Annotated in this window: 18 protein-coding genes; 11 read left to right on the plus strand and 7 right to left on the minus strand. The window is 48.2% G+C overall.

The features are described 5' to 3' along the window. The first annotated feature begins 37 nt into the window (after window positions 1-37). The 3 genes from FO447_RS04960 (at window position 38) to FO447_RS04970 (ending at window position 3,867) form a co-directional block, all read left to right on the plus strand. Window positions 38-1,801 carry a bifunctional metallophosphatase/5'-nucleotidase gene (locus FO447_RS04960; protein ID WP_200757972.1) on the plus strand — a complete coding sequence of 588 codons (1,764 nt, stop codon included), beginning with the start codon at window positions 38-40 and terminating at the stop codon, window positions 1,799-1,801. Window positions 1,802-1,873: 72 nt separating this feature from the next. Next, window positions 1,874-2,647, plus strand: a complete 774-nt coding sequence (gene nudC / locus FO447_RS04965) for an NAD(+) diphosphatase (protein WP_117694189.1) — start codon at window positions 1,874-1,876, stop codon at window positions 2,645-2,647. Between the two features lie 41 nt (window positions 2,648-2,688). Then, window positions 2,689-3,867 (plus strand): MFS transporter, encoded by a 1,179-nt coding sequence (locus FO447_RS04970; protein WP_117727804.1) that lies wholly within the window; start codon window positions 2,689-2,691, stop codon window positions 3,865-3,867. 111 nt (window positions 3,868-3,978) lie between these two features. Here FO447_RS04970 and FO447_RS04975 read toward each other — a convergent pair whose 3' ends face one another. Further along, on the minus strand, window positions 3,979-4,425 hold the full coding sequence (locus FO447_RS04975; protein WP_117727805.1) for a DUF3127 domain-containing protein: 447 nt from the start codon (window positions 4,423-4,425) through the stop codon (window positions 3,979-3,981). A 210-nt stretch (window positions 4,426-4,635) separates the two neighbouring features. Here FO447_RS04975 and dnaN point away from each other — a divergent pair, with 210 nt between their 5' ends. The 6 genes from dnaN (at window position 4,636) to FO447_RS05005 (ending at window position 12,304) form a co-directional block, all read left to right on the plus strand. Beyond that, window positions 4,636-5,763, plus strand: a complete 1,128-nt coding sequence (gene dnaN, locus FO447_RS04980; RefSeq protein ID WP_022120654.1) for a DNA polymerase III subunit beta — start codon at window positions 4,636-4,638, stop codon at window positions 5,761-5,763. Between the two features lie 51 nt (window positions 5,764-5,814). Next, entirely contained in the window at window positions 5,815-6,678 is an 864-nt protein-coding gene (locus tag FO447_RS04985; protein ID WP_117586197.1) for a 3'-5' exonuclease, read from the plus strand. 81 nt (window positions 6,679-6,759) lie between these two features. Beyond that, a complete protein-coding gene (locus FO447_RS04990) occupies window positions 6,760-8,016 on the plus strand; it encodes a bifunctional phosphopantothenoylcysteine decarboxylase/phosphopantothenate synthase (protein ID WP_118139691.1) in 1,257 nt (418 codons plus the stop codon). Then, on the plus strand, window positions 7,952-8,881 hold the full coding sequence (locus FO447_RS04995; protein WP_234699066.1) for a DUF4835 family protein: 930 nt from the start codon (window positions 7,952-7,954) through the stop codon (window positions 8,879-8,881). The genes FO447_RS04990 and FO447_RS04995 overlap by 65 nt, the downstream gene beginning before the upstream one ends. A 98-nt stretch (window positions 8,882-8,979) precedes the next feature. Further along, window positions 8,980-10,653, plus strand: a complete 1,674-nt coding sequence (gene recN / locus FO447_RS05000; RefSeq protein ID WP_118190634.1) for a DNA repair protein RecN — start codon at window positions 8,980-8,982, stop codon at window positions 10,651-10,653. Between the two features lie 4 nt (window positions 10,654-10,657). Further along, window positions 10,658-12,304: a tetratricopeptide repeat protein gene (locus FO447_RS05005; RefSeq protein ID WP_200757974.1), complete on the plus strand. Its 1,647-nt coding sequence runs from the start codon at window positions 10,658-10,660 to the stop codon at window positions 12,302-12,304. A gap of 62 nt (window positions 12,305-12,366) precedes the next feature. Here FO447_RS05005 and FO447_RS05010 read toward each other — a convergent pair whose 3' ends face one another. The 6 genes from FO447_RS05010 to FO447_RS05035 all read right to left on the minus strand — a co-directional run bounded on the left by FO447_RS05010 (window position 12,367) and on the right by FO447_RS05035 (window position 18,566). Beyond that, a complete protein-coding gene (locus FO447_RS05010; protein WP_022120659.1) occupies window positions 12,367-12,903 on the minus strand; it encodes a hypothetical protein in 537 nt (178 codons plus the stop codon). Window positions 12,904-12,928: 25 nt separating this feature from the next. After that, window positions 12,929-13,789 carry an N-acetylmuramoyl-L-alanine amidase-like domain-containing protein gene (locus tag FO447_RS05015; RefSeq protein ID WP_153119215.1) on the minus strand — a complete coding sequence of 287 codons (861 nt, stop codon included), beginning with the start codon at window positions 13,787-13,789 and terminating at the stop codon, window positions 12,929-12,931. Between the two features lie 18 nt (window positions 13,790-13,807). Further along, the gene (locus tag FO447_RS05020) at window positions 13,808-14,881 is read right to left on the minus strand and encodes a DUF4421 domain-containing protein (protein ID WP_200758463.1); all 1,074 of its coding nucleotides are present in this window, start codon (window positions 14,879-14,881) and stop codon (window positions 13,808-13,810) included. A gap of 155 nt (window positions 14,882-15,036) precedes the next feature. Then, window positions 15,037-16,020, minus strand: a complete 984-nt coding sequence (locus FO447_RS05025; protein ID WP_022120662.1) for a Gfo/Idh/MocA family protein — start codon at window positions 16,018-16,020, stop codon at window positions 15,037-15,039. A 29-nt stretch (window positions 16,021-16,049) separates the two neighbouring features. Beyond that, a complete protein-coding gene (gene yihA / locus FO447_RS05030) occupies window positions 16,050-16,655 on the minus strand; it encodes a ribosome biogenesis GTP-binding protein YihA/YsxC (protein WP_022120663.1) in 606 nt (201 codons plus the stop codon). Window positions 16,656-16,745: 90 nt separating this feature from the next. After that, entirely contained in the window at window positions 16,746-18,566 is a 1,821-nt protein-coding gene (locus FO447_RS05035) for an ABC-F family ATP-binding cassette domain-containing protein (protein ID WP_200757976.1), read from the minus strand. A 151-nt stretch (window positions 18,567-18,717) separates the two neighbouring features. Between FO447_RS05035 and rho the strand changes: the two genes are divergently transcribed. Together rho and FO447_RS05045 are read left to right on the plus strand one after the other, a co-directional pair. Further along, complete coding sequence (gene rho / locus FO447_RS05040) at window positions 18,718-20,937, plus strand: transcription termination factor Rho (protein ID WP_200757978.1); 2,220 nt, start codon at window positions 18,718-18,720, stop codon at window positions 20,935-20,937. Between the two features lie 261 nt (window positions 20,938-21,198). After that, window positions 21,199-22,071, plus strand: a complete 873-nt coding sequence (locus FO447_RS05045) for a nucleoside phosphorylase (protein ID WP_006846571.1) — start codon at window positions 21,199-21,201, stop codon at window positions 22,069-22,071. The last annotated feature ends 96 nt before the right edge of the window (window positions 22,072-22,167 follow it).

The raw sequence follows: 22,167 nt of genomic DNA on the forward strand, positions 1-22,167 counted from the left end.
TGGGCTTTCATTACTCAAAAGATATACATTAATTAATATGAAACAATTATTTGCTGCGCTTCTTCTGGCGCTAACTTTCAATTCACAAGCTATGGCACAACAACGTACCGTAAAACTGAGAGTGATAGAGACAAGCGATGTGCACGGCTCTTTCTTCCCTTACGATTTCATCAACCGTAAGCCAAAAGCAGGAACCTTGGCGCGCGTTTCTTCCTACGTCAATAATTTGCGAAAAGACTATAAGGATAACCTCATCCTCTTGGAGAATGGCGATATTCTGCAGGGACAGCCTACCTGCTATTATTATAATTATGTAAACACAGAGGCTAGAAACGTGGCTGCCGATGTGGTTAACTACATGAAGTATGATGCGCAAGTGTTTGGCAATCATGATGTTGAAACGGGTCATCCAGTTTACGACAAATGGATAAAAGAACTCAATTGCCCAGTTCTTGGTTCCAACATCATCAGCACTTCTACAGGCGAGCCATACGTTAAGCCTTATCTCATCCTGAAACGCGAGGGCGTGAAGGTGGCTGTCTTGGGAATGATTACTCCTGCCATTCCAAACTGGCTCACGGAGAATCTATGGAGCGGACTGAAATTTGAAAATATGGTAACAAACGCCCGCAAATGGGTGAAGTATCTCCAGGAGAATGAAAAACCGGATGTTATCATCGGCCTCTTCCACAGCGGAAAAGACGGAGGCATCCAGACTGCCGAATATGATGAAGACGCCTCTATCAAGGTTGCAAAAGAAGTGCCGGGCTTCGACCTCGTTCTCTTCGGCCACGACCATACGCGCGACAACGAAACCGTAACCAATACTGATGGAAAGCAGGTGGTTTGCCTGGATCCTGCCAACAACGCCATTAGCGTGGCTGATGCTGAAATAACCCTCACACTCAACAAAAAAAAGGTGAACGGAAAGAAGCAGCTGGTGGTAACTGACAAAAAAGTGACAGGCAAGATTGTGGATGTGACAGATTGTCCTATCGACGAGGATTTCATGAAGACTTTCGAACCTCAGATTGCAGAAGTAAAGAAATATGTGGGCAAGCAGATTGGCAACTTCAAGACGACCATCTACAGCCGCGACCAGTTCTTCGGCAGTTCTGCCTTCAACGATTTCATCCTCAACCTCCAGTTGCAGATTACAAAAGCCGACATTTCGTTCAACGCTCCCCTTCAGTTCAACGCGGTTCTGAAAGCCGGCCCAATCTGTGTGAGCGACATGTTCAATCTCTATAAATATGAGAACCAGCTCTACGTAATGCGCATGACGGGCGAAGAAATCAGAAAGCATCTGGAAATGAGTTACGACCTCTGGGTGAACACCATGAAGAGCCCCGACGACCATCTCCTGCTGCTCGATGAGAAGACCGTTGGCGACCAGCAACGCCTCGGTTTCAAGAATCTCTCGTTCAACTTTGATAGTGCTGCGGGAATCGATTACGAAGTTGACGTAACCAAGCCAGATGGCGAGAAGGTGAAGATTCTGCGCATGAGCAACGGCGAACCTTTCGATGAGAAGAAATGGTACAAGGTAGCCGTTAACAGCTATCGTGGAAATGGCGGCGGCGAACTCCTTACCAAGGGTGCCGGAATCCCGAAAGACAGTCTTGAAAGCCGAATCATCTATCGCAGCAAGCGCGACCAGCGCTACTATCTGATGGAAGAAATTGAAAAGATGGGAACGGTTGATGCAAAACCAAACAACAACTGGAAGTTTGTTCCGGAAGCATGGACCAAGCCAGCTGCCCAACGCGATTTCGAATTGCTGTTCGGTAAGAAGGAATAGCTCCTCGAAACGCTTCTGGAAAAGCATATTATAAAGTTCAAAGTAAAAAAGCAAATAAGTTCAAAATAAAGAATGAAGTATTGGTTTATATTTTGCAAGACAGATCTCTTGCTCGAAAAGAAAGAAGACGGAACCTATACGATTCCTTGTTCAGAAGAGAGTCCAATCCCAACAAAGCCTTGGACTCACATTCTCAATATTACCCCGATGGAAGACGGAACAGAGGTGAAGACCTTTACCATTCCTGAGCCCGTTACCGGCAATCCGAAGTACGAAATGTGCGGCTTGCGCCCTAGTTTCTACAAACTCTCTTCCGCCCTTTACCAGAAAGCAGGAAAGTGTCAGGAACTCAACTATTGGAATATGAATACCCAATTCTGCGGCGTTTGCGGAGCTCCGATGAAAATGGCAACCGATATCAGTAAGAAATGTACAGAATGCGGCAAACAGGTCTGGCCTTCGCTTGCCACAGCCATTATCGTTCTGATTAAGAAAGATGATCAGGTATTGCTGGTACACGCTCGCAATTTCAAGGGAAATTTCGACAGTCTCGTGGCTGGTTTCGTAGAGACTGGCGAGAATCTGGAAGAGGCGGTTCATCGTGAAGTAATGGAAGAAACCGGTCTGACTATCAAGAACTTGAAATATTTCGGTTCCCAGCCTTGGCCTTATCCGAGCGGTCTGATGATTGGCTTCTCGGCAGAATATGTAGATGGAGAAATTCATCTTCAGAAGGAAGAACTCTCTCGTGGTAAATGGTTCACGAAAGAGAATCTCCCTATTCTCCCAGAGAAACTTTCCATCGCCCGAAAACTCATCGACGCCTGGCTGGCGGACAAACTCTAATAATGAGGACAAACTCTAAAAGTGAGGATAAACTCTAAAAAATGATGAAAGAGAAACTTTGGAATGCAAACTACATCAAGGTGATGACAACCAACTTTCTGTTGTATTTCGCCTTCTATCTGCTCACACCTTTGCTCCCTCTCTATCTGAGCGAAAATTTTGGAGCCACGAAAGATGTGATTGGAATTGTGCTGAGCGGCTATACGGTTGCCGCCCTCATCATTCGTCCGTTCAGCGGATATGTGGTTGACAGCTTTTCGCGCAAGAAGGTTCTGATGGTCTGTCTCTCGGCCTTCGCCATCTTCTTTGCCGGCTATATTGCAGCCAGCACCATCCTGATGTTTGCCATCTGCAGAACCCTTCACGGAGGTCCGTTCGGAGCCGTAACGGTTGCCAACAGCACCTGCGCCATCGACGTTCTTCCGGCAAGCCGGAGAAATGAAGGAATCGGACTCTACGGACTGAGCAACAATTTTGCCATGGCAATTGCTCCATCCATCGGAATCTATCTCCATAATGCGGTAGACAGTTATATGATTCTCTTCTGGATAGCTTTCATCGTGGCGATTGCCTCAGTTGTGATTGCAGGAACCATCCGCCTCCCCGAAAAGGAAATCGTTAAGAACAAGGAGAAGCTTTCTCTCGACCGCTTCTTCCTGACGCGTGCCTGGCTCCTTGCCATCAACATCGCCATGTTCGGTTTCTGCTGGGGCGTTCTGAGCAATTATCTCGCAATCTACAGCAAGGAGGAACTCGGAATTACGGGCGGAACCGGCACTTATTTTGCCCTTCTTTCCATGGGCCTGTTCCTGTCAAGATTGCAGGGAAGAAAAGCCTTGAGTCAGGGCAAACTTACCCAGAATGCGGCCGAAGGAATGCTGCTTTCGCTTGTAGGTTTCATCATCTTTGTTGCCGTCAAGCACCCGGTAGCCTATTATCTTTCGGCTTGTCTTATCGGCCTGGGCAACGGTCATCTTTACCCAGCCTTTCTCAATATGTTCATTAATGTGGCTCGTCACAACCAGCGTGGAACGGCAAACAGCAGCATTCTTACAGGTTGGGATTTGGGCTTCGGAATCGGCTGTCTGCTAGGCGGAGTTGTGGCAGAACATTTCGGTTACAACGGAACATTCTGGATGGTTGCTATAGAAAATGCAGCTTCCGTTCTCCTCTTCTTTGCCGCTTCGAAACAATTCTTTGAGAAGAGACGCAGAGAATAGAAAACAGTTGATAAAGAGAAATATAAGATTATGAATAAAAAAGAGCACTTCATCCGAGACAGAAGAAAGTCTCAGGCGAAGTGCTCTTATTTTTATCTTACTTTTCTGTTTTTAGAAAGGAAGATCATCTGCGCTACCACCCTCTGCTGCAGGAGCTGCAGGCTGAACTGGAGGGAATGCTGCAGTTGCGCCATTAGCAGGAGCTGCTGGCTGAGCAGGAGCTACAGGAGCACCTACTGGAGGAAACGCACCTGGCTGCATTCCGCCCATAGCACCAGCTACGGCGTTAGGATCAACACGCTGGATGTTCCAGGCACGGATGCTGTTGAACCAACGGCCCTGATACTCGTGAGCATCAATATCGAAAGAAACCAGGAGTTCCTCACCACTCTGAATGTTGAACTGAGCCAGACGGTCTGCTCCGAAAACATCAAAGCACAATTTCTTTGGATACTGCTCGTGGGTTTCAATTACGAACGACTGAGCTTTCCACTCTCCTCTTGCAGAGACGCCGCTTCTTTCAGGCAAAACGGCAATAACCTTTCCTTGTAATTCCATATGATAATATTTAAAGTTTTTCCTTTGTTTAAAGGGTGTTTTTTTCTTTCTGACTGCGAAATTACTAAAAATAGTTCAAAAACTAGAACTTTTCTCCAATTATTTTTGCTTATCAGCGATATTTTTTGTATTTTTGTGCTCAATTAGGTGATATTGCCTAATTAAATTAAGGTGAAACAGAAAACAAAATAAAATTTAAATAAAATACTCATGAGATTTACAGTATCAAGTTCTGCATTGAGCAGCAAGCTCAACATGCTCGCAAAAGTGATTGGAAGCAAGAATTCGTTGCCAATCCTCGATTGTTTCCTTTTCCAAGTTGCTAACGGTGAAATGAGCATCACGGCTAGCGATAGTGATAATGTCATCAAGAGTACACTCGCTCTTACCGACCACGATGGAGAAGGTGAGTTTTGTGTGCCTAACCGCGTAATCCTTGATGCGTTGAAGGAACTGCCTGAGCAGCCTCTTCACTTCGATGTGGATGCTGCCGGAGAAGCCGTTGCCATCAAGATTGTTTACCAGAACGGTCTTTACAACTTCACAGGTCAGAGCGCAGAGGAATATCCTCGCACACAGAGCATGAACGATGCTTGCACCACCGTTTCTTTGCCTACAGAAATGCTGATCAACAACATTTCACGCTCGCTCTTCGCTACAGCCAACGATGAGTTGCGCCCTGTCATGAACGGTATTTACTTCGACCTGACAGCAGATGCTCTCGCTATCGTAGCAAGCGATGGTCACAAGCTGGTTCGCAGCAAGAACTTCACTATCAAGAGCGAATCTCCTTCAGCATTCAACTTGCCTAAGAAGCCAGCTTCTCTGCTGAAGAACATTCTGAGCAAGGACGGCGACGACGCTATCATCAAGTTTGATGACCGAAGCGCAGAAATCCAGTTTACTGACGGCGTTATGAGATGCAGACTGATTGATGGCCGCTACCCTAACTACAACTCTGTTATTCCAAACAACCCTAACGAGGTTACAGTAGACCGCAGAGGCTTGCAGAGTGCTTTGCGCCGCGTATTGCCATTTGCAAGCGAGAGCAGCCAGCTCATCCGTTTCCACATCGAGTCAGGTCGATTCGAGGTTTCTTCTGAGGATATTGACTTCTCAACATCTGCAAAGGAACAGTTGTCTTGCGAATACAACGGCTCACCTATCAGCATCGGCTTCAAGGGAAGCAGTCTGATGGAAATCCTGAGCAATCTTACCAGCGACAACATCATCATCCAGCTGGCAGACCCAAGCCGTGCCGGAATCATCGTACCAGCAGAACAGCCTGAGAACGAAGATATTCTGATGCTCATCATGCCTATGCTCCTTAACGACTAAAGGAGCACGGGCTTTCTCTGAAACAACAAAAAGAAAAGTATTTCTACAAAAATGAAACTCAATTTGACAAAGCCTCTGATTGTGTTCGACCTGGAGACAACGGGTCTTGACATGATCAAGGATCGTATTATACAGATTTCTTACATCAAGGTAATGCCTGATGGAACTGAAGACCGCAAGAACCTCTTCGTAAATCCTTGCAAGGAGATTCCTGCCGAAGTAGTTGCCCTTACAGGCATCAGCAACGAAGATGTAAAAGATGCGCCAACCTTCAAGCAGCTGGCTGCCACATTAGAGAAGGAATTTACAGGTTGCGATTTCGCAGGCTACAATTCCAACCACTTCGATGTACCGATGCTCGCAGAAGAATTCCTGCGTGCTGGAATCGACTTCGATTTCAACAAGTGCCGTCTCATCGATGCGCAGACCATCTTCATGAAGATGGAACGCCGTAACCTGGCTGCTGCCTACAAGTTCTATTGCGGCAGAAAGATGGAGGAAGATTTCGAAGCTCATCGTGCAGATCAGGATACAGAGGCTACTTACCGCGTGCTCATGGGCGAGCTCGACAAGTATGCTCCAGGCGTGCAGGATGAACCTGAGCGCGTGCTCAACAACAACATGGATGAACTTGCCGATTTCTCTAAGCAAAAGGATAATGTAGATTTCGCCGGACGCATCGTTTGGGAAGAGGTAAAAGACGCCCAGGGCAACGTTGTAAACGATGAGAACGGAAATCCTTTGAAGCACGAAGTATTCAACTTCGGAAAATACAAAGGATGGGATGTGGCTGAGATTCTGACCAAAGATCCGGGTTATTTTACATGGGTCTTGGGAAGCGATTTCACCAACAATACCAAGCAGGTACTTACCCGCATCCGCCTTCGTGAATTCAACAAGAGAATGGGAAAATAATTGTTACCGGACTTTCGCAAGCAGTTGAAGAACAAACCTCTTGCGAAACTCGGATTTATTTCTTAACAGTTAGAAAAATTCATGTTAAAAGGAAAGAAAATCGTATTGGGCATTACGGGCTCTATTGCAGCCTACAAGTCTTGCCTCATCATACGAGGTCTCATCAAGCGGGGAGCCGAAGTACAAGTAGTCATTACGCCTGCAGGAAAGGAGTTCATCACTCCCATCACCCTTTCGGCTCTTACGCATAAGCCTGTGGTAAGCGAATTCTTCTCGCAGCGCGATGGAACCTGGAATTCGCACGTAGACTTAGGTTTATGGGCCGACGCCATGCTCATCGCTCCTTGCACAGCCTCTACCATGGGAAAGATGGCTCACGGAATTGCTGACAACATGCTCATCACAACCTATCTGTCAATGAAAGCGCCTGTTTTCATCGCTCCAGCCATGGACCTCGACATGTATAAGCATCCTTCTACCCAAGCCAACATGAAAACACTTCTGGGCTATGGAAATCACATCATAGAACCCGAAGTGGGATTCCTGGCAAGCGGACTGGAAGGAAAGGGACGCATGGAAGAACCTGATATTATCGTAGAATGCCTCGACAGATTCTTCGATGAACAGGCTCAGCAGAATGCAGAGACCGATGAAGCTGCATCAGAAAACTGCAAGGAAAAAGAAAGCGATAAGCTCGATTTGAAAGGCAAGAAGATCATGATTACAGCCGGACCAACTTACGAAAAGATTGACCCGGTACGTTTCATCGGCAATTATTCTTCCGGCAAAATGGGCTTTGCTCTTGCTGAAGAGTGCTGCCGTCGTGGTGCTGAGGTTACGCTGGTTGCAGGTCCGGTTTCGCTCAGCTGTTCCGAAGCCATTCATCGCATCGATGTAGAAAGTTGCGAGGAAATGTATCAGGCAGCCACACAAGCCTTCGCCTCAACCGATGCTGCCATTTTATGTGCTGCTGTTGCTGATTTCAAACCAAGCGAGATTGCTGACAGGAAAATCAAGCGCGAGAAAGATGATTTGGAACTCCGTCTCGTCCCTACTCACGATATTGCCGCAGCCCTTGGCAAGATGAAACAAAAACATCAGCGAATTGTGGCTTTCGCCTTGGAAACCAACGACGAAGAGGCTAATGCACAGAAAAAGCGCAAAAAGAAAAATGCCGATTTCATCGTGCTTAACTCTACTCGCAATCCGGGAACCACATTCCGTACGGATGACAACCAGATAACGATTATTTCTGAAGAGGGTAAGAAAGAATATGAGAAAAAACCGAAAACTGAAGTGGCTCGCGACATTATCAACGAGCTGGCTCATCTCTTGTAGTCCCATCACATCAGCCGCTCAGGAGTTGCAGGCTAAGATTACCATCAACCATGTCCAGATTCAGGGCACGGAAAACCGGGTATTCGATAATCTGCAGCAAACTCTTGAGCAGTTTGTGAACGACAGGCAATGGACGAATCTTCAATTCAGGAAGAACGAGCGCATCGTGTGCAACTTCAATATCACGGTAAGCAAGTATGATAAAGACCAGAATATCTTTACCTGCAAGGCGCTCATCCAGGCCAACCGTCCCGTCTACAATTCAGCCTATACGTCCACCTTATATAATAATGTGGATGAAAACTTCACGTTCAAGTTTGCCGAGTTCGACCAGCTGGAGTTTACCGAAGAGCGGATTGACAACCAGCTAACGGCTCTGCTCGCCTACTATGCTTACCTCATCATCGGTTTAGATCTTGACAGTTTTGCGCCTAAAGGTGGTGAGGACATTCTGCAACGTTGCATGAACCTCACCAACAACGCCCAGAATCTTGATTTTCCGGGCTGGAAAGCGTTTAGTGACAACAGAAACCGGTTCGCCATCATTTCCGATTATCTCGACGGAGCCATGGAACCTTTCAGAATGCTGCAATACAACTATTACAGAAAAGGGCTCGATGAAATGGCGAATAATGTGGAACGTGGTAGAACTGAAATCACCAACACCCTGCTCCAGGATCTGAAGAAGGCACGTACGGACAGACCGCTCAGTCTGCTGCCACAAATCTGGACCGACTATAAGAAGGACGAGCTTGCTAACATCTATCAGAAACATGGCACTCAGAAAGAGAAAGAAAGCATTTATGAGCTACTCTTCTCCATCAATCCTTCTCAAAACTCATATTGGGACAAAATCAAGGAATAAGGCTACATGCAGAATGAATCGAGGCAACTTCTCGGATGATAAAGCAAAGATTCTTCCTAGGTAGGTTAAGTTCCTTTAAAACAATAAGATAAGAAATTATGCTCAAGCAATTATACATCAAGAATTTCACGTTGATTGACGAGTTGGACATTCCTCTTTATCCTGGATTCTCAGTCATCACGGGCGAGACGGGTGCCGGAAAAAGCATCATTCTCGGAGCCATCGGACTGCTTCTGGGCAACCGTGCTGACAGCAAGGCCATCAAGGCTGGAAGAGACCGATGCGTGATAGAAGCCCACTTCGATCTGTCAAAATACGGAATGCAGGATTTCTTCGATGCTAACGATATTGATTATGATGCAGAAGACACCATCATCCGCCGCGAACTGACTGCTGCCGGAAAAAGCCGTGCCTTCATCAACGATACGCCTGTTCCGTTGAGCAAGATGAGAGAACTGGGCGAACAGCTCGTCGATATTCATTCGCAGCACCAGAACCTCCTACTGCAGAAGGAAGACTTCCAGCTCAGCGTGGTCGACATTATTGCCCACGACGAAAAGCAGAAGAAGGCTTATCTTGCCGAATACAAGAACTATAAAAAGGCTAAGCAGCAGCTGGAAGACCTGAAAGCGGAAATCGCAAAGAACAGGGAGAACGAGGAATTCATGCGCTTCCAGTTTAAGGAACTGGATGATGCAAACCTGCAGGAAGGCGAACTTGAGCAACTGGAACAGGAAGCAGAAACCCTGAGCCATTCTGAAGACATCAAGACTGCGCTCTATGAAGCAGATAATGCTCTCTCGGGCGAAGACGGCAGTATTCTCGACAAACTGAAAAATGCAGCCCAGCAGATTGACAATATCAAGGAGGTTTATCCGGATGTGAAAGAGGTGGCTGAGCGAATGCAGAGCAGCTATATAGAACTCAAGGATATTGCCCAGGAAATAAGCGGAAGCGTTGACAATGTTGAGTTTGACCCGAACCGGCTTGAAACCATCAATTCCCGGCTTGACCAGCTCTACTCGCTCCAGCAGAAATTCCATGTGGAAAATGTAGAAGAACTCATCGCCACTCGCGAGCGAATCAACGAACAGTTGCAGCACATAGATAATGGAGATGAAGACATAGAAGAGCTGGAAAAGCAAGTTGCCCTTCTGCTTGCCAAGGCTGAAAAGCTGGCTGGTGATCTGACTGCCATCCGAACGAAATCGGCAAGAAAGATAGAAGAAGAAATGAAGAAACGTCTCATTCCTCTGGGAATTCCAAACGTCCGCTTCGAAATTTCATTCTCTGCCAAGCCGCTCAGTTCTGATGGTGTTGACAAGGTAAATTTCCTGTTCAGCGCCAACAAGAGCACGCTTCTCCAGCCGGTGAGTCAGGTTGCTTCCGGTGGAGAAATCGCCCGCGTCATGCTTTCTCTGAAGGCTATGATCAGCGGCGCCGTAAAACTGCCAACCATCATCTTCGATGAAATCGACACGGGAGTAAGCGGTAAGATTGCTGAAAAGATGGCTGAAATCATGACAGAGATGGGCAACCTGAACCGTCAGGTTATTTCCATCACCCACCTGCCGCAGATTGCTTCCATGGGAACCCATCATTACAAGGTTCTGAAAGAAGAAACCGAAGAGGGAACTCTTTCTCACATGAAGGAACTCAACGAGCAGCAGCGTATAGAAGAAATCGCCCAGATGCTCAGCGGAAGCGACATTACGCCTGCTGCCCTGGCAAATGCTAAGGAGTTGCTCAATAAACACAAGCAACACAAATAAGATTATGAAAAAAATAAATATGATCATGATGGGACTGATGCTCGGAGCATCATCCCTCTATGCACAGCCGGGTTCGGTCCAGAAACTGGCTAAGAGCGTTTTCACCTTGACTACTTTCAATCAGAAAGGCGACATTATCGCCTCTACTCAAGGTGTTTTTATCGACAACAAGGGAACGGCTATCAGCACCTTCAAACCATTTGTCGGAGCTGTAAAGGCAAGCGTTGTTGACGCTTCCGGCAAATCGATTCCTGTTGAGGCCATCATGGGAGCCGACGAACTCTACGATGTGGCTAAATTCCGAATCAACGCCTCTACAGTTGCTGCCCCTATCGCAACCAAGGAATCGGCTGCTGGCGACAAGGTCTGGCTGGTTCCTTATTCTATCAAGAAGCCGGCTTACCAGCAGGAGGACATCAGCAGCGTGGAGAAGTTCAAGACTACGTACAACTATTACATCTTCTCGAATAGTGCTCCCGAAAATGCAGTAGGTTGTCCGTTTGCCAACAAGAACGGACAGGTCATCGGTCTGATGCACAGCAATGGTCAGGTTACGGCCATCGACGCCAACTACGCCAAGCAACTGAAGGTAACCGGTCTTTCGAGTCTTGACGCAGCCCTTCGCGAAACCACCATCCGTACAGCTCTTCCTGATACAGAGAACGAAGCGATGACGATGATGACTCTGAAGAAAGGCCAGACTACTGCTGATGAGTATGCGAAATATAGCGATGAGTTTATCAGCAAATTCCCTACTTCAGCCTTCGGTTACAAGGAGAAAGCCGCTTATCTGACGGATAAGGCAGAATATGATGCAGCTGCCAAACTGATGGAAGAAGGCATTAAGAAATCGGCTGCCAAGGATGAGGCTCATTCCAACTATGCCGACCTGATTTATCAGAAGATTATTTACAAGGGCGATTCTGTTTATAAGGACTGGACGCTTGATAAGGCAATAGCTGAGGCTCAGAAGGCATACGAAATCAAGGCTCAGCCTATTTACCGCCATCAGGAAGCGCAGATTAATTTTGTAAAGGGTGAGTATCAGAAAGCTTACGATACTTTCATGGATTTGACCAATACTTCACTTCTCAGCGGCGAACTCTATTTTGAGGCTGCCCAGGCTAAGAAGAATCTCAAGGCTCCAGCCAAGGAGATTGAAGTTTTGCTCGATAGTGCGGTAAGCGTTGGAAGCAAGACCGGAATGGTTGCGAATTATTATCTGGCACGTGGAGAATTTCTGAAGGAGCAGGGTGAATTCCGCCGCGCTATTCAGGATTATAATATGTACGATTCCATTGCCCGTCCTGTTTCGCCAGCCTTCTTCTACACCCGTTACCAATGCGAAACCAAGTTACGCATGTGGCAGCCAGCCCTGCTTGATATTGCCCGCACCTGTTACCTGGCTCCTAAAGAGCCTACATATTTTGCAGAATGGGCAAGTCTCGACTTGCGTGTAAAGCGTTATGATGAAGGAATCAGCGCAGCCACCCATTGCATAGAGTTGGCTCCTGAATATGCTGACGGCTACCTTCTCTTAGGTCTGCTCCAGAAGGAGAAAGGAAATAAGGAAGAGGCCATCAAGAACCTGAAGAAAGCTCAGGAACTCGGCGATTCCCGCGCTGGAGAATATCTCAAGAAAATGAAGTAATTATTTTAGTAATAAGTAAGAAAGTCCGTAGGCATTTTAACAGAACGCCTACGGACTTTCTTTTACATTTTAGTCATGTGGTAACCCAGCATTTTTAGCTCTACGGCTATTCCCATGAGGAACATCTGGTGAAGGGCGGCAACGAAACCACGGAAGGCTTCCTCGCTTCCAGGCTGCAGATTCAGATGAATCAGCTTGCTGTAAGAGCGCGAAGCACATTCTGCCACTACATTCGTAACAGCCTTATGCGCTTCCTCATTCAGCAGCAGAACCTTTTCGCAGATGTAATCATCCATGTGGTCGAAATCTATTCTGTCACGAAGATATTCATAATGATTCTCTACCTTGCTGTAGAGTTCCCAATCCTCATCCCAATACTTGGCAAGTGCCATTCCTACATACATGATCCAACCCAATGAAACCGTAGGATATTTGGCAAACTCGCGAATCGCATCAGGCAGATAACTCTCGCCTACTTTCTGCCACAGCTCTTCCAAATCCGGAGCTTCCGGCAAATGAGCATCTACCTTATCAATACTCAGCAGATATTGATAAAGATCTTCCTTGAAGATCGCTTCAAAATTCTTTTTCTCTTCCATTTATCTTTTCTTTTCTAATATTTTTTTACTGAACTCTGCAAACCCTGATTCCTATCTGCACCGGATGTTTATGCATGTAAGTATAAAGCGTCATCGGTTCATCAATCACTTTCTTGTGAATGCTGCTGGCGTTGAGCAGATGCAATCCGTCTTTGTGCCAGGAAGCAATACCGATGTGGGTCGTGTCGAGCCCCTTCTTGTTGGTAATGATGGCGATAATGTCACCATCGTGAATAGCGTTGCGGAAAACTGCCGTGTTGGCAATCTTACCCTTCGGAACATAACGGTAACGCTTGCCGTTTACACTCTGTTCCAGTTTTCTGATTCCCGATTTCCATTCCGGATGAGCCTTAAGCATCTTATAGCTCGAAACATGCGTACTCATCCAGTTGATGTTCACAGTCTGAACGGCCGAGAAAGGAGGATTGGGCGCAATATTCTTCACGATTCCCTCGCGCTCGTTTGCATCCATCCAAATCGTGAAATAATGCTGGCGCTTCACATAGGAAATCTCTCCGCCCACATAACGCACATTTCGGAGATGTTCACAGAAAGCCGAGAAAGAAGTCTCGTTCTTCTTGGCGCACAGGGTGAGCGCCGTAACCATCTCTACGTATGTGGTGCAGTCCAGCTCACGGGTGTTCACGATGAGCACCTCTTCCTTCGTCCGGTCCAACGTGCCGCCCACATAAGGAACGCCCGCCATCTGCTTGCCAAACCAGAGCATCCAACTGGCTGGTTTCTTCTTCATAGCCCTTGCCTGCTGCAGCAGTCCTACAATCCGCAGACTGTCCTGCCGCTGATAAACCACATTCACCCTGGCTTCTCCCGGAACAGCCAGCATGCAAGCCAGCACGACAGCTGCCATTTTCGTAAATATTTTCATCTCTTCTCTTTTTATATGTTAATGATGACGTTTCCTGCCGAAGTTCACACCCACATATATATTGAGTGAGCCAAACGAATTGTTGGTAGAAAACTGTTTTTTCTTATAGTTGTAGGAATGGATGATGGTGCTGGCGCCCGCGTACCAATGCGTGTTGTTCCACACAATACCGAAGCGGCCTATTCCATCCAGGTTCACATTCTTGAAACTGAAGTTGGTAATGTCCAGATGTTCCCTTTCATTATCCGATTTCGAGCTGTTGTAAGCCACACCTACCGAGAGCGAAGCATTGAAGAGCCAGTTCTTGGCGAAAACCCAGTTGTAAGCATAGCCGCAGGTTACGTTCACATCGCTGTATTTCACCTTGCTGAACATCAGCGAACTGTCTATCTTGGCTTCCGGAGTCCCCCCGTTTGTCAGATTTTTGTTCAGCCGTTCATCTACAAGATTTGTCAGTTTATCCCAGTTCACCTCCAGTTCGTGCTCCGTGTAACCGACTCCCAGAAGCATGGAACCGGCACTTCTCCGCTGCACCGTACTCTGCGAATAGGCGGCAGGATAAGAGAAGCGACGATGGTTGAAGATGTAATAAAGATTGAATCCCTTGATGCTCGATTTGAAACCATCGAAAGGAGCCTTGCGGATAGGGTCACAATCGATGTGCTCACCCAGATTCATCCGCAGAACATGATAGTCATTTCCCGTCTGTCGCCAGAACAGGTCTATTCCCAGCAGAATGCTGTAGAGGCTCAGGTCAAACTCCTTTTTATTAGTGTGGTTATTCCTGAAATTAATGTGCTTCAGGTCGAACGTATAACCCAGAAACACCCATCGCCAGCCCAGATAAGGCCCCAGGCGGTAAGAAGGATCAGGCGAGAAGGAAATGCTCTGTCCTTCGCTGTTTCTGAGCGTATATTCCTCGTAGGTATTGGTGTTCTGCAGCATCACCGTATAATTGTAATGCTGGTCTTCTATATAAGCCGAATCCGTACTGTTGAATTCTCTGAAGAACCGGGTGAACACATCTCCCACCTGATGGAAGAAGGTTTTGCGATGGCGCTCTTTCACGAGGCTGTCCTGGGAATTGGACATGAACATCGTCTTGTTGAAGAGCGTTCCCAGCATGGTAGAATCCACGGGCTCCCCTGCCCTTGCCGAAGTGCAGGCAAGGGAACAGATAAATCCTACTATACAGAAACATCTCTTCATAACTTACGTTTTAATCCTGATGATGAATTTGTAAAAAATCAGTTCTTCCACAAGACTCGGTCCAGCACCCAGTTAACAGCCGTAGCCGAAACGCTGGTGCAGTCGCATTTTCCTATTCCCTGCAGATGCTGAATCACACTCTTGATGAGCGGCAGCTGCACATAAGGCGGATTCGGAACCGTAATCAAGTTCTTTCCTTCGCTCGTAATCACTTCTATCGGCTGGTAAGTGAACACCGAGAATGAGAGCGAACCTTTCTCGCCAATCACCTCGATGCAGTCTTCCTTCGCACTCTCATGTCCCACGAAGCACCAGCTTCCGCTGCCCGGAATTCCACTCTCAAAGAAGAAGCACGCCGAGAGCGTATCTTCAGCCTGATAAAGATGCGCTCTGTTGGCAGGATAGCCGTGCGCACGGGTAATCACACCAAACAGATTCTGGAGCAAATCTATCTGATGAGGAGCCAGGTCGTAGAAATAGCCGCCGCCCGCAATATCCGGCTGCAGTCGCCAAGGCATTTCCTTGCCGCTCTGAAAGTCGAGATCGCGCGGAGGAACCGAGAAGCGCACCTGAACATTCACCACGTTACCGATGGTTCCGCTCTCGATAATCTCCTTTACCTTCTGGAAGTAAGGAAGATAACGGCGATAGTAAGCTACAAAGCAGGGGACACCCGTCTGCTCGCTGATGCGGTTGATGCGGATGCAGTCGTTGTAGCTCGCTGCCAGCGGTTTCTCTATGTAGCAGGGTTTGCCCGCACGCATCGCCATAATGGCGAAGGTGGCGTGAGAAGAAGGTGGCGTGGCGATGTAAACAGCATTCACATCGGGATCTTCTATCAATTCCGATGCATCCGTGTACCATTTGCGCACATGATGGCGCTCAGCATAGCTGCGTGCCTTGTTCTCGCTTCGGCTCATCACAGCCACCACCTGCGAACCCTCCACTTCGTTGAAAGCCGGTCCGCTTTTCTTTTCGGTTACTTCTCCGCAGCCGATAAATCCCCAATTAATCTGTTTCATTCTCTGTTGGTTTATTCTCTCCCGAAAGATTATTCTCCGGCGAGAGATTTGTTGATTTCGTCAATATAGTCGAGCACCTCGTCGCGTCCCATCTTCTTTTCACTACTGGTAATGAAATAAGGTGGAAGTGCTTCCCAGCGGTCTTCCAGCGCATGCATCCATTTCTCCGCATTCATGCGAGCCTTGACCGGACCCAACTTGTCGGCCTTGGTAAAGACGATGCAGAAAGGAACGCCGCTCTCGCCCAGCCAGTCTACAAACTCGCGGTCTATCTTCTGCTGATCGTGGCGCACGTCGATGAGCACAAAGACATTAGCCAACTGCTGGCGCTGCAGAATATAACTGCTTATCATTTGTTCCAGCTGCTTCTGTACGGTCTTCGAACGTTTGGCGAAACCATAGCCAGGAAGGTCTACCAGATACCATTCGTTGTTGATAATGAAGTGGTTGATAAGCAGCGTCTTACCCGGTGTGGCTGAAGTCTTAGCCAAACCCTTGTGGTTGCAGAGCATATTGATGAGGCTCGATTTTCCCACATTACTTCTGCCGATGAAAGCATATTCAGCCTTCGTATCTTTCGGACACATGCTCACTCGTGGAGCCGATATTGTAAATTCTGATTTCTTAATTTCCATTCTTTCTATTTTCTTTTATAAATGTTTATTATTAACGGCCGCACATCAACTAATCATAAAGTTCAATGTTCAACGCTCAAAGTTCAAAGTCTAGAGCATTTCAGCCAGTTCCAGCCATCTCATTTCCTTCTTATCAAGTTCATCCTTGATTTCAGGCAGGCGCTTGCTTTTCTCCGTCAGTTCCTCAACCGATAGATTTCCGCTGCAGAGTTCCTCTTCCAGCTTCTTCTGTTCCTCGGTCAGCGCATCTATTTCCTGGGTCAGCTGCTCATATTCGCGCTTCTCCTTGTAGCTCATCTTGCGCTTGTTCTCAAAATTGGCGTCGCGCTTGGCCGAGCCAGCTCCGTCGCTTTCTGCCGTTGCATTTCCGCTCTTTGCCGGTTTCGCCTGTTCCGCCTCGTCCTTCGCCTGCATCCGGCTCCATTCCCTGTACTGCGTATAGTTGCCTGGGAAATCCTGTATTTCGCCTTCGCCCTTGAAAACCAGCAGATGGTCTACTACCTTGTCCATGAAATAGCGGTCGTGGCTCACCACGATGACGCAACCCGCAAAATCCTGAAGATATTCTTCCAGTACCTGCAGCGTCTGGATGTCGAGGTCGTTGGTCGGCTCGTCCAGCACCAAGAAGTTCGGATTCCTCATCAGCACCGTACAGAGGTAAAGCTTGCGCTTCTCGCCGCCGCTCAGCTTGTAAACGTAGTTGTGCTGCTCTTCGGGCGTAAAGAGGAAGAACTGCAGAAACTGCGAAGCCGTCATGTGCTTGCCGCCCAGATCTATGTAATCGGCAATCTCCGTAATCACGTCAATCACCTTCTGGTCTTCACGGAATTTCAGTCCCTCCTGCGAGAAATAGCCGAAGCGAACCGTCTCGCCGATGTCAAACTTGCCGCTGTCGGGCTGAACCTCGCCCAGCAGCATCTTGATGAAGGTCGATTTTCCCGTTCCGTTATTACCCACAATACCCATCTTCTCGAAGCGGGCAAAGTTGTAGTAGAAGTTGTCGAGAATCACCTTCTTCTGTCCCCTGTCGTCGAAAGCCTTGCTCACATACTGGCATTCAAAAATCTTCGAACCTATATAAACGGTAGAAGCCTTCAGCCTTACCTGCCTGTCTTCTATGCGCTGCTTCGCCACCTTCTCCAGCTCGTAGAAAGCATCCTCGCGGTATTTCGCCTTGTGTCCGCGAGCCTGAGGCTGGCGGCGCATCCAGTCGAGTTCCCTGCGGTAGAGATTCTTCGAGTGCTGAATTTCGGCTCTCAGATTGTCCATTCTCTCCTGCCTCTTCTCCAGATAATAGGCATAATTGCCGCGGTAGGTGTAGATGGTGCGGTCGTCGAGTTCCAGAATCGTATTGCACACCTTGTCCAGGAAGAATCGGTCGTGCGTAACCATGAAGATGGTCTTGTTGCCGCGGTTCAGATAACCCTCCAGCCACTCTATCATCTCCAGGTCCAGGTGGTTGGTTGGCTCGTCCAGCATCAGGAAGTCGGGTTCCGTAATCAGCACATTCGCCAGCGCCACTCGCTTCTGCTGTCCGCCGCTGAGCTGTCCCATCGGCTGTTCCAGGTTGGTAATGTGCAGCTGTGTGAGAATCTGTTTCGCCTTCAGCACCTTCTCCGGATCATCCTCATGATTGAAGCACGCCTGCAGCACACTTTCCTCCGGATCAAACTGCGGCGACTGCTCCAGATAGCCCACCTTCAAATCGCGTCGGTAGATGATGTCTCCGCTCTCGTGTCCCTCTTTATCCATCAGCACCGACATGAGTGTAGACTTTCCCGTGCCGTTTCTCGCCACGAGTCCCACTTTCTGTCCTTCAGCGATAGAGAAGGAAATATTATCAAAAAGAACCTGTGCACCAAAGCGTTTGGTGAGGTTTTGAACGTCTAAATAGGGTATTTGACTAGCCATTTTTATTTTTTTTGTGCAAAGATAGGCAAAATATTTGGCAGAAACAAATTTTTTAATTATCTTTGCACACGAATTTATCAATCAATACCGTGTTTCCATTCAGAAACGCGACATTTCAGAAAGAAAATCATTAATATACAATATATAATATATGTATAGCAAAGAAGAATTACAAGCAAAGAGTGTCGTTCAGTTGAAGGACATTGCCAAGGAACTTGGAGCCAAGGTAAAGAAGAGCGATAACAAGGGAACTATCGTCTACGCCATTCTCGACGCCCAGGCAGAACAGCCAGCTCCTGAAGCAGCCCCTAAGCGCAAGCGCACCCGCATTGCAACCAAGAAAGAAGACCGTGTTTATTCCGTACACGGTAATGAAGGAGAGAATTTCGACGTGCAGAAGAACCAGGTATTGGGTCCTAACGGCGGCGAGACTGCTCCTCAGGCTATGAACGAAACTGCCCCAGCCCCAGCGGTTGAGGAAGAAATCCAGTTCAGCCCGGCAGAGCAGAGTTTACAATCATCTGCCCAGAAGCAGACTCTAAACCAATCAGGCGAAGACATCGAGGCTCAGGTACTTGCCAACTTCCCGAAACACCGCGGCAGAAGAAGCAAGGCAGAACTCGAAGCCATTGCAGAAGCCAGAGCAGCTGCCATCAGAAAGCATCAGGCGGTAAAAGCCGAGATAGAAGCGCAGATGGCGAAAGATGCACAGGAGAAGGCTAAACAGCAGGCTGCTACTGAGGCAGAACAGCCGGAAGAGGCAACAGCCGATAACCAGCAGACTGCTCCTGAGCAGGCAGCACCTGAGCAAGCTGCCGTTCCTGAAGAGCAGTTCTCTGCCGGAAACGATGAGAGCGCTAACATCAGCGGCGATTTGCAGGCGATGCTCCAGGCTAAGATGAATGCACAGAACGCAGCAGCAGCTCCAGCTCCGGCAGCCGCTCCGGCTCCAGCTGAGGAGGCAAAGGAAGAAGCTACTGAAAAAACTGCAACCGATAAGAAACAGGAGTCAGCTCCTATCCACTATACTGAAGGTATGAAGATAGAACTCGATGCAGACGGAACCTGGAAGGGTGATCCGGGCGACGGAACCGATTTCATCCCGGTAGTCGACATTCCTATCGAAGACCAGGCTGCCATTCCTACTGTCGACATCTTCGACCGTCCTACCACTCCACAGACTTCTCACCAGCACACACCTGCTGCTGCCCCTGCAGCCAAGAACAAGCAGGAAGCACCAGCCTACGATTTCAGCAATCTCGTGAAATCCAACGGTGTGCTCGAAGTGATTTCAGAGGGCTACGGATTCCTGCGCAGCAGCGATTACAATTACCTTTCTTCACCAGACGATGTTTATGTAGCATCCAGCTTCGTCAAGAAGTTCGGTCTGAAGACTGGCGATGTCATCGAGTGCAAGGTGCGTCCGCCTCACGAAGGCGAGAAATACTTCCCGCTCACCAGCATCATCAAGATCAATGGCCGTGACCCGTCGGAGGTTCGTGACCGTGTTCCTTTCGAGCACCTCACCCCACTCTTCCCTGATGAGAAGTTCAATCTCTGTGGCGACCGCCGCACCACCAATCTCAGCACCCGCATCGTAGACCTCTTCTCGCCAATCGGTAAGGGTCAGCGTGCGCTCATCGTGGCTCAGCCTAAGACCGGTAAGACCATCCTCATGAAGGATATTGCCAACGCCATCGCAGCCAACCATCCTGAGGCTTACCTCATGATGCTGCTCATCGACGAGCGTCCTGAGGAGGTTACCGACATGGCACGCACCGTGAATGCAGAGGTTATCGCCTCTACCTTCGACGAACCTGCAGAGCGCCATGTCAAGATTGCCGGAATCGTGCTCGAGAAGGCTAAGAGAATGGTAGAATGCGGACATGATGTTGTCATCTTCCTCGATTCCATCACCCGTCTCGCCCGTGCCTACAACACCACAGCTCCTGCATCTGGTAAGGTGCTTACCGGTGGTGTAGATGCAAACGCCCTCCAGAAGCCTAAGCGTTTCTTCGGTGCTGCGCGTAACATCGAAGGCGGCGGTTCGCTCACCATCATCGCTACTGCCCTCATCGATACAGGTAGTAAGATGGATGAAGTCATCTTCGAGGAGTTCAAGGGAACAGGTAACATGGAGTTGCAGCTCGACCGCTCACTCAGCAACAAGCGCATCTTCCCTGCTGTCAACCTCATTTCTTCGTCTACCCGTCGCGACGATCTCCTACAGGACAAGACAACGCTCGACCGCATGTGGATTCTGCGCAAGTATCTGTCAGATATGAACGCTATCGAGGCGATGAGCACCATCCACAAGAACATGCAGCATACTCGCAACAACGACGAGTTCCTGCTCTCTATGAATTCATAACCACTCATCCGGGTTTAACCATATCTGAATATCCGGCAAAAGGCTCCGTTCATCGGCAGTCTTTACTAGATATAAATGAAGAGAGATTTGAAAGAGAAGGGCAAGTTCCATTTTCGGGATTTGCCCTTCGTGCTTTTTTACTGTTTAAAATCATTAAAAAAATATTCCATTTCATTTTTTATTCGTATCTTTGCTAATCTTAAACACAGAGGGGCGCAAAGCCCCAATATAAATAATGTATAACTTAAAATCAAAAGAACCATGAGCAAATATTTTGCAGAATCAGAATTGATTATCAATGAAGACGGAAGCTGCTTCCACCTTCATCTACGCCCGGAACAAGTGGCTGATAAAGTAATCCTCGTTGGCGACCCAGGTCGCGTAGCCCTCGTAGCCTCCCATTTCGATGAGAAGGAATGCGAAGTTTCAAGTCGGGAATTCCACGCCATCACCGGCACATATAAAGGTAAGCGAATCACCGTGCAGAGCACCGGAATAGGATGCGATAATATCGATATAGTAGTCAACGAGCTCGATGCGCTGAAGAACATCGATTTCAAAACCCGCACCGAGAAACCCGAGCACACCACGCTCACCCTCGTGCGCATCGGAACCTGCGGCGGTCTGCAGCTCAACTGCCCTGCCGGAACCTTCGTAGCCTCGCAGAAGAGCATCGGTTTCGACGGACTCATCAACTTCTATGCCCGTCGCAACGAAATCTGCGACCTCGAAACAGAGGCAGAATTCAAGCGCCAGGTAAAATGGAACGACCAGATTGGCAACCCATATTGTGTAGACAACAATCCGGAACTGCTCAACCAGATAGCCGGCGATGATATGGTACGCGGAATCACTATAGCCTGTGGCGGTTTCTACGGACCTCAGGGCCGCGAACTCCGTGCCCCACTTGCCGACCCGGAACTTAATCAGAAGATTGAAGCATTCGAGTATAACGGTCTGCGCGTCAACAACTTCGAGATGGAGAGTTCAGCCCTCGCCGGTCTTTCCCTTCTCCTCGGTCATAAGGCATTAACCTGCTGCATGGTCATCGCCAACCGCCGTGCCCTCAGCGCCAACACCGGCTACAAGAGCACCATCGACAATCTCATCAAGGTTGTATTAGATAGAATCTAGCTCCATTGCAGCAATACGCCCTGAAAGGGCAGAAGCTCCTAGCCCAGGGCAACACCCTGGGTTAAAACAGCAAACAACCCTGTCGCCCTGAAAGGG

This window comes from Segatella copri, from assembly GCF_015074785.1.
Classification (GTDB): domain Bacteria; phylum Bacteroidota; class Bacteroidia; order Bacteroidales; family Bacteroidaceae; genus Prevotella.

Excerpts from the sequence above, each read along its gene's own strand:
- FO447_RS04960 (WP_200757972.1), top strand. The coding sequence starts at position 38 with ATGAAACAATTATTTGCTGCGCTTCTTCTGGCGCTAACTTTCAATTCA.
- nudC (WP_117694189.1), top strand. The coding sequence starts at position 1,874 with ATGAAGTATTGGTTTATATTTTGCAAGACAGATCTCTTGCTCGAAAAG.
- FO447_RS04970 (WP_117727804.1), top strand. The coding sequence starts at position 2,689 with ATGATGAAAGAGAAACTTTGGAATGCAAACTACATCAAGGTGATGACA.
- FO447_RS04975 (WP_117727805.1), bottom strand. The coding sequence starts at position 4,425 with ATGGAATTACAAGGAAAGGTTATTGCCGTTTTGCCTGAAAGAAGCGGC.
- dnaN (WP_022120654.1), top strand. The coding sequence starts at position 4,636 with ATGAGATTTACAGTATCAAGTTCTGCATTGAGCAGCAAGCTCAACATG.
- FO447_RS04985 (WP_117586197.1), top strand. The coding sequence starts at position 5,815 with ATGAAACTCAATTTGACAAAGCCTCTGATTGTGTTCGACCTGGAGACA.
- FO447_RS04990 (WP_118139691.1), top strand. The coding sequence starts at position 6,760 with ATGTTAAAAGGAAAGAAAATCGTATTGGGCATTACGGGCTCTATTGCA.
- FO447_RS04995 (WP_234699066.1), top strand. The coding sequence starts at position 7,952 with ATGAGAAAAAACCGAAAACTGAAGTGGCTCGCGACATTATCAACGAGC.
- recN (WP_118190634.1), top strand. The coding sequence starts at position 8,980 with ATGCTCAAGCAATTATACATCAAGAATTTCACGTTGATTGACGAGTTG.
- FO447_RS05005 (WP_200757974.1), top strand. The coding sequence starts at position 10,658 with ATGAAAAAAATAAATATGATCATGATGGGACTGATGCTCGGAGCATCA.
- FO447_RS05010 (WP_022120659.1), bottom strand. The coding sequence starts at position 12,903 with ATGGAAGAGAAAAAGAATTTTGAAGCGATCTTCAAGGAAGATCTTTAT.
- FO447_RS05015 (WP_153119215.1), bottom strand. The coding sequence starts at position 13,789 with ATGAAAATATTTACGAAAATGGCAGCTGTCGTGCTGGCTTGCATGCTG.
- FO447_RS05020 (WP_200758463.1), bottom strand. The coding sequence starts at position 14,881 with ATGTCCAATTCCCAGGACAGCCTCGTGAAAGAGCGCCATCGCAAAACC.
- FO447_RS05025 (WP_022120662.1), bottom strand. The coding sequence starts at position 16,020 with ATGAAACAGATTAATTGGGGATTTATCGGCTGCGGAGAAGTAACCGAA.
- yihA (WP_022120663.1), bottom strand. The coding sequence starts at position 16,655 with ATGGAAATTAAGAAATCAGAATTTACAATATCGGCTCCACGAGTGAGC.
- FO447_RS05035 (WP_200757976.1), bottom strand. The coding sequence starts at position 18,566 with ATGGCTAGTCAAATACCCTATTTAGACGTTCAAAACCTCACCAAACGC.
- rho (WP_200757978.1), top strand. The coding sequence starts at position 18,718 with ATGTATAGCAAAGAAGAATTACAAGCAAAGAGTGTCGTTCAGTTGAAG.
- FO447_RS05045 (WP_006846571.1), top strand. The coding sequence starts at position 21,199 with ATGAGCAAATATTTTGCAGAATCAGAATTGATTATCAATGAAGACGGA.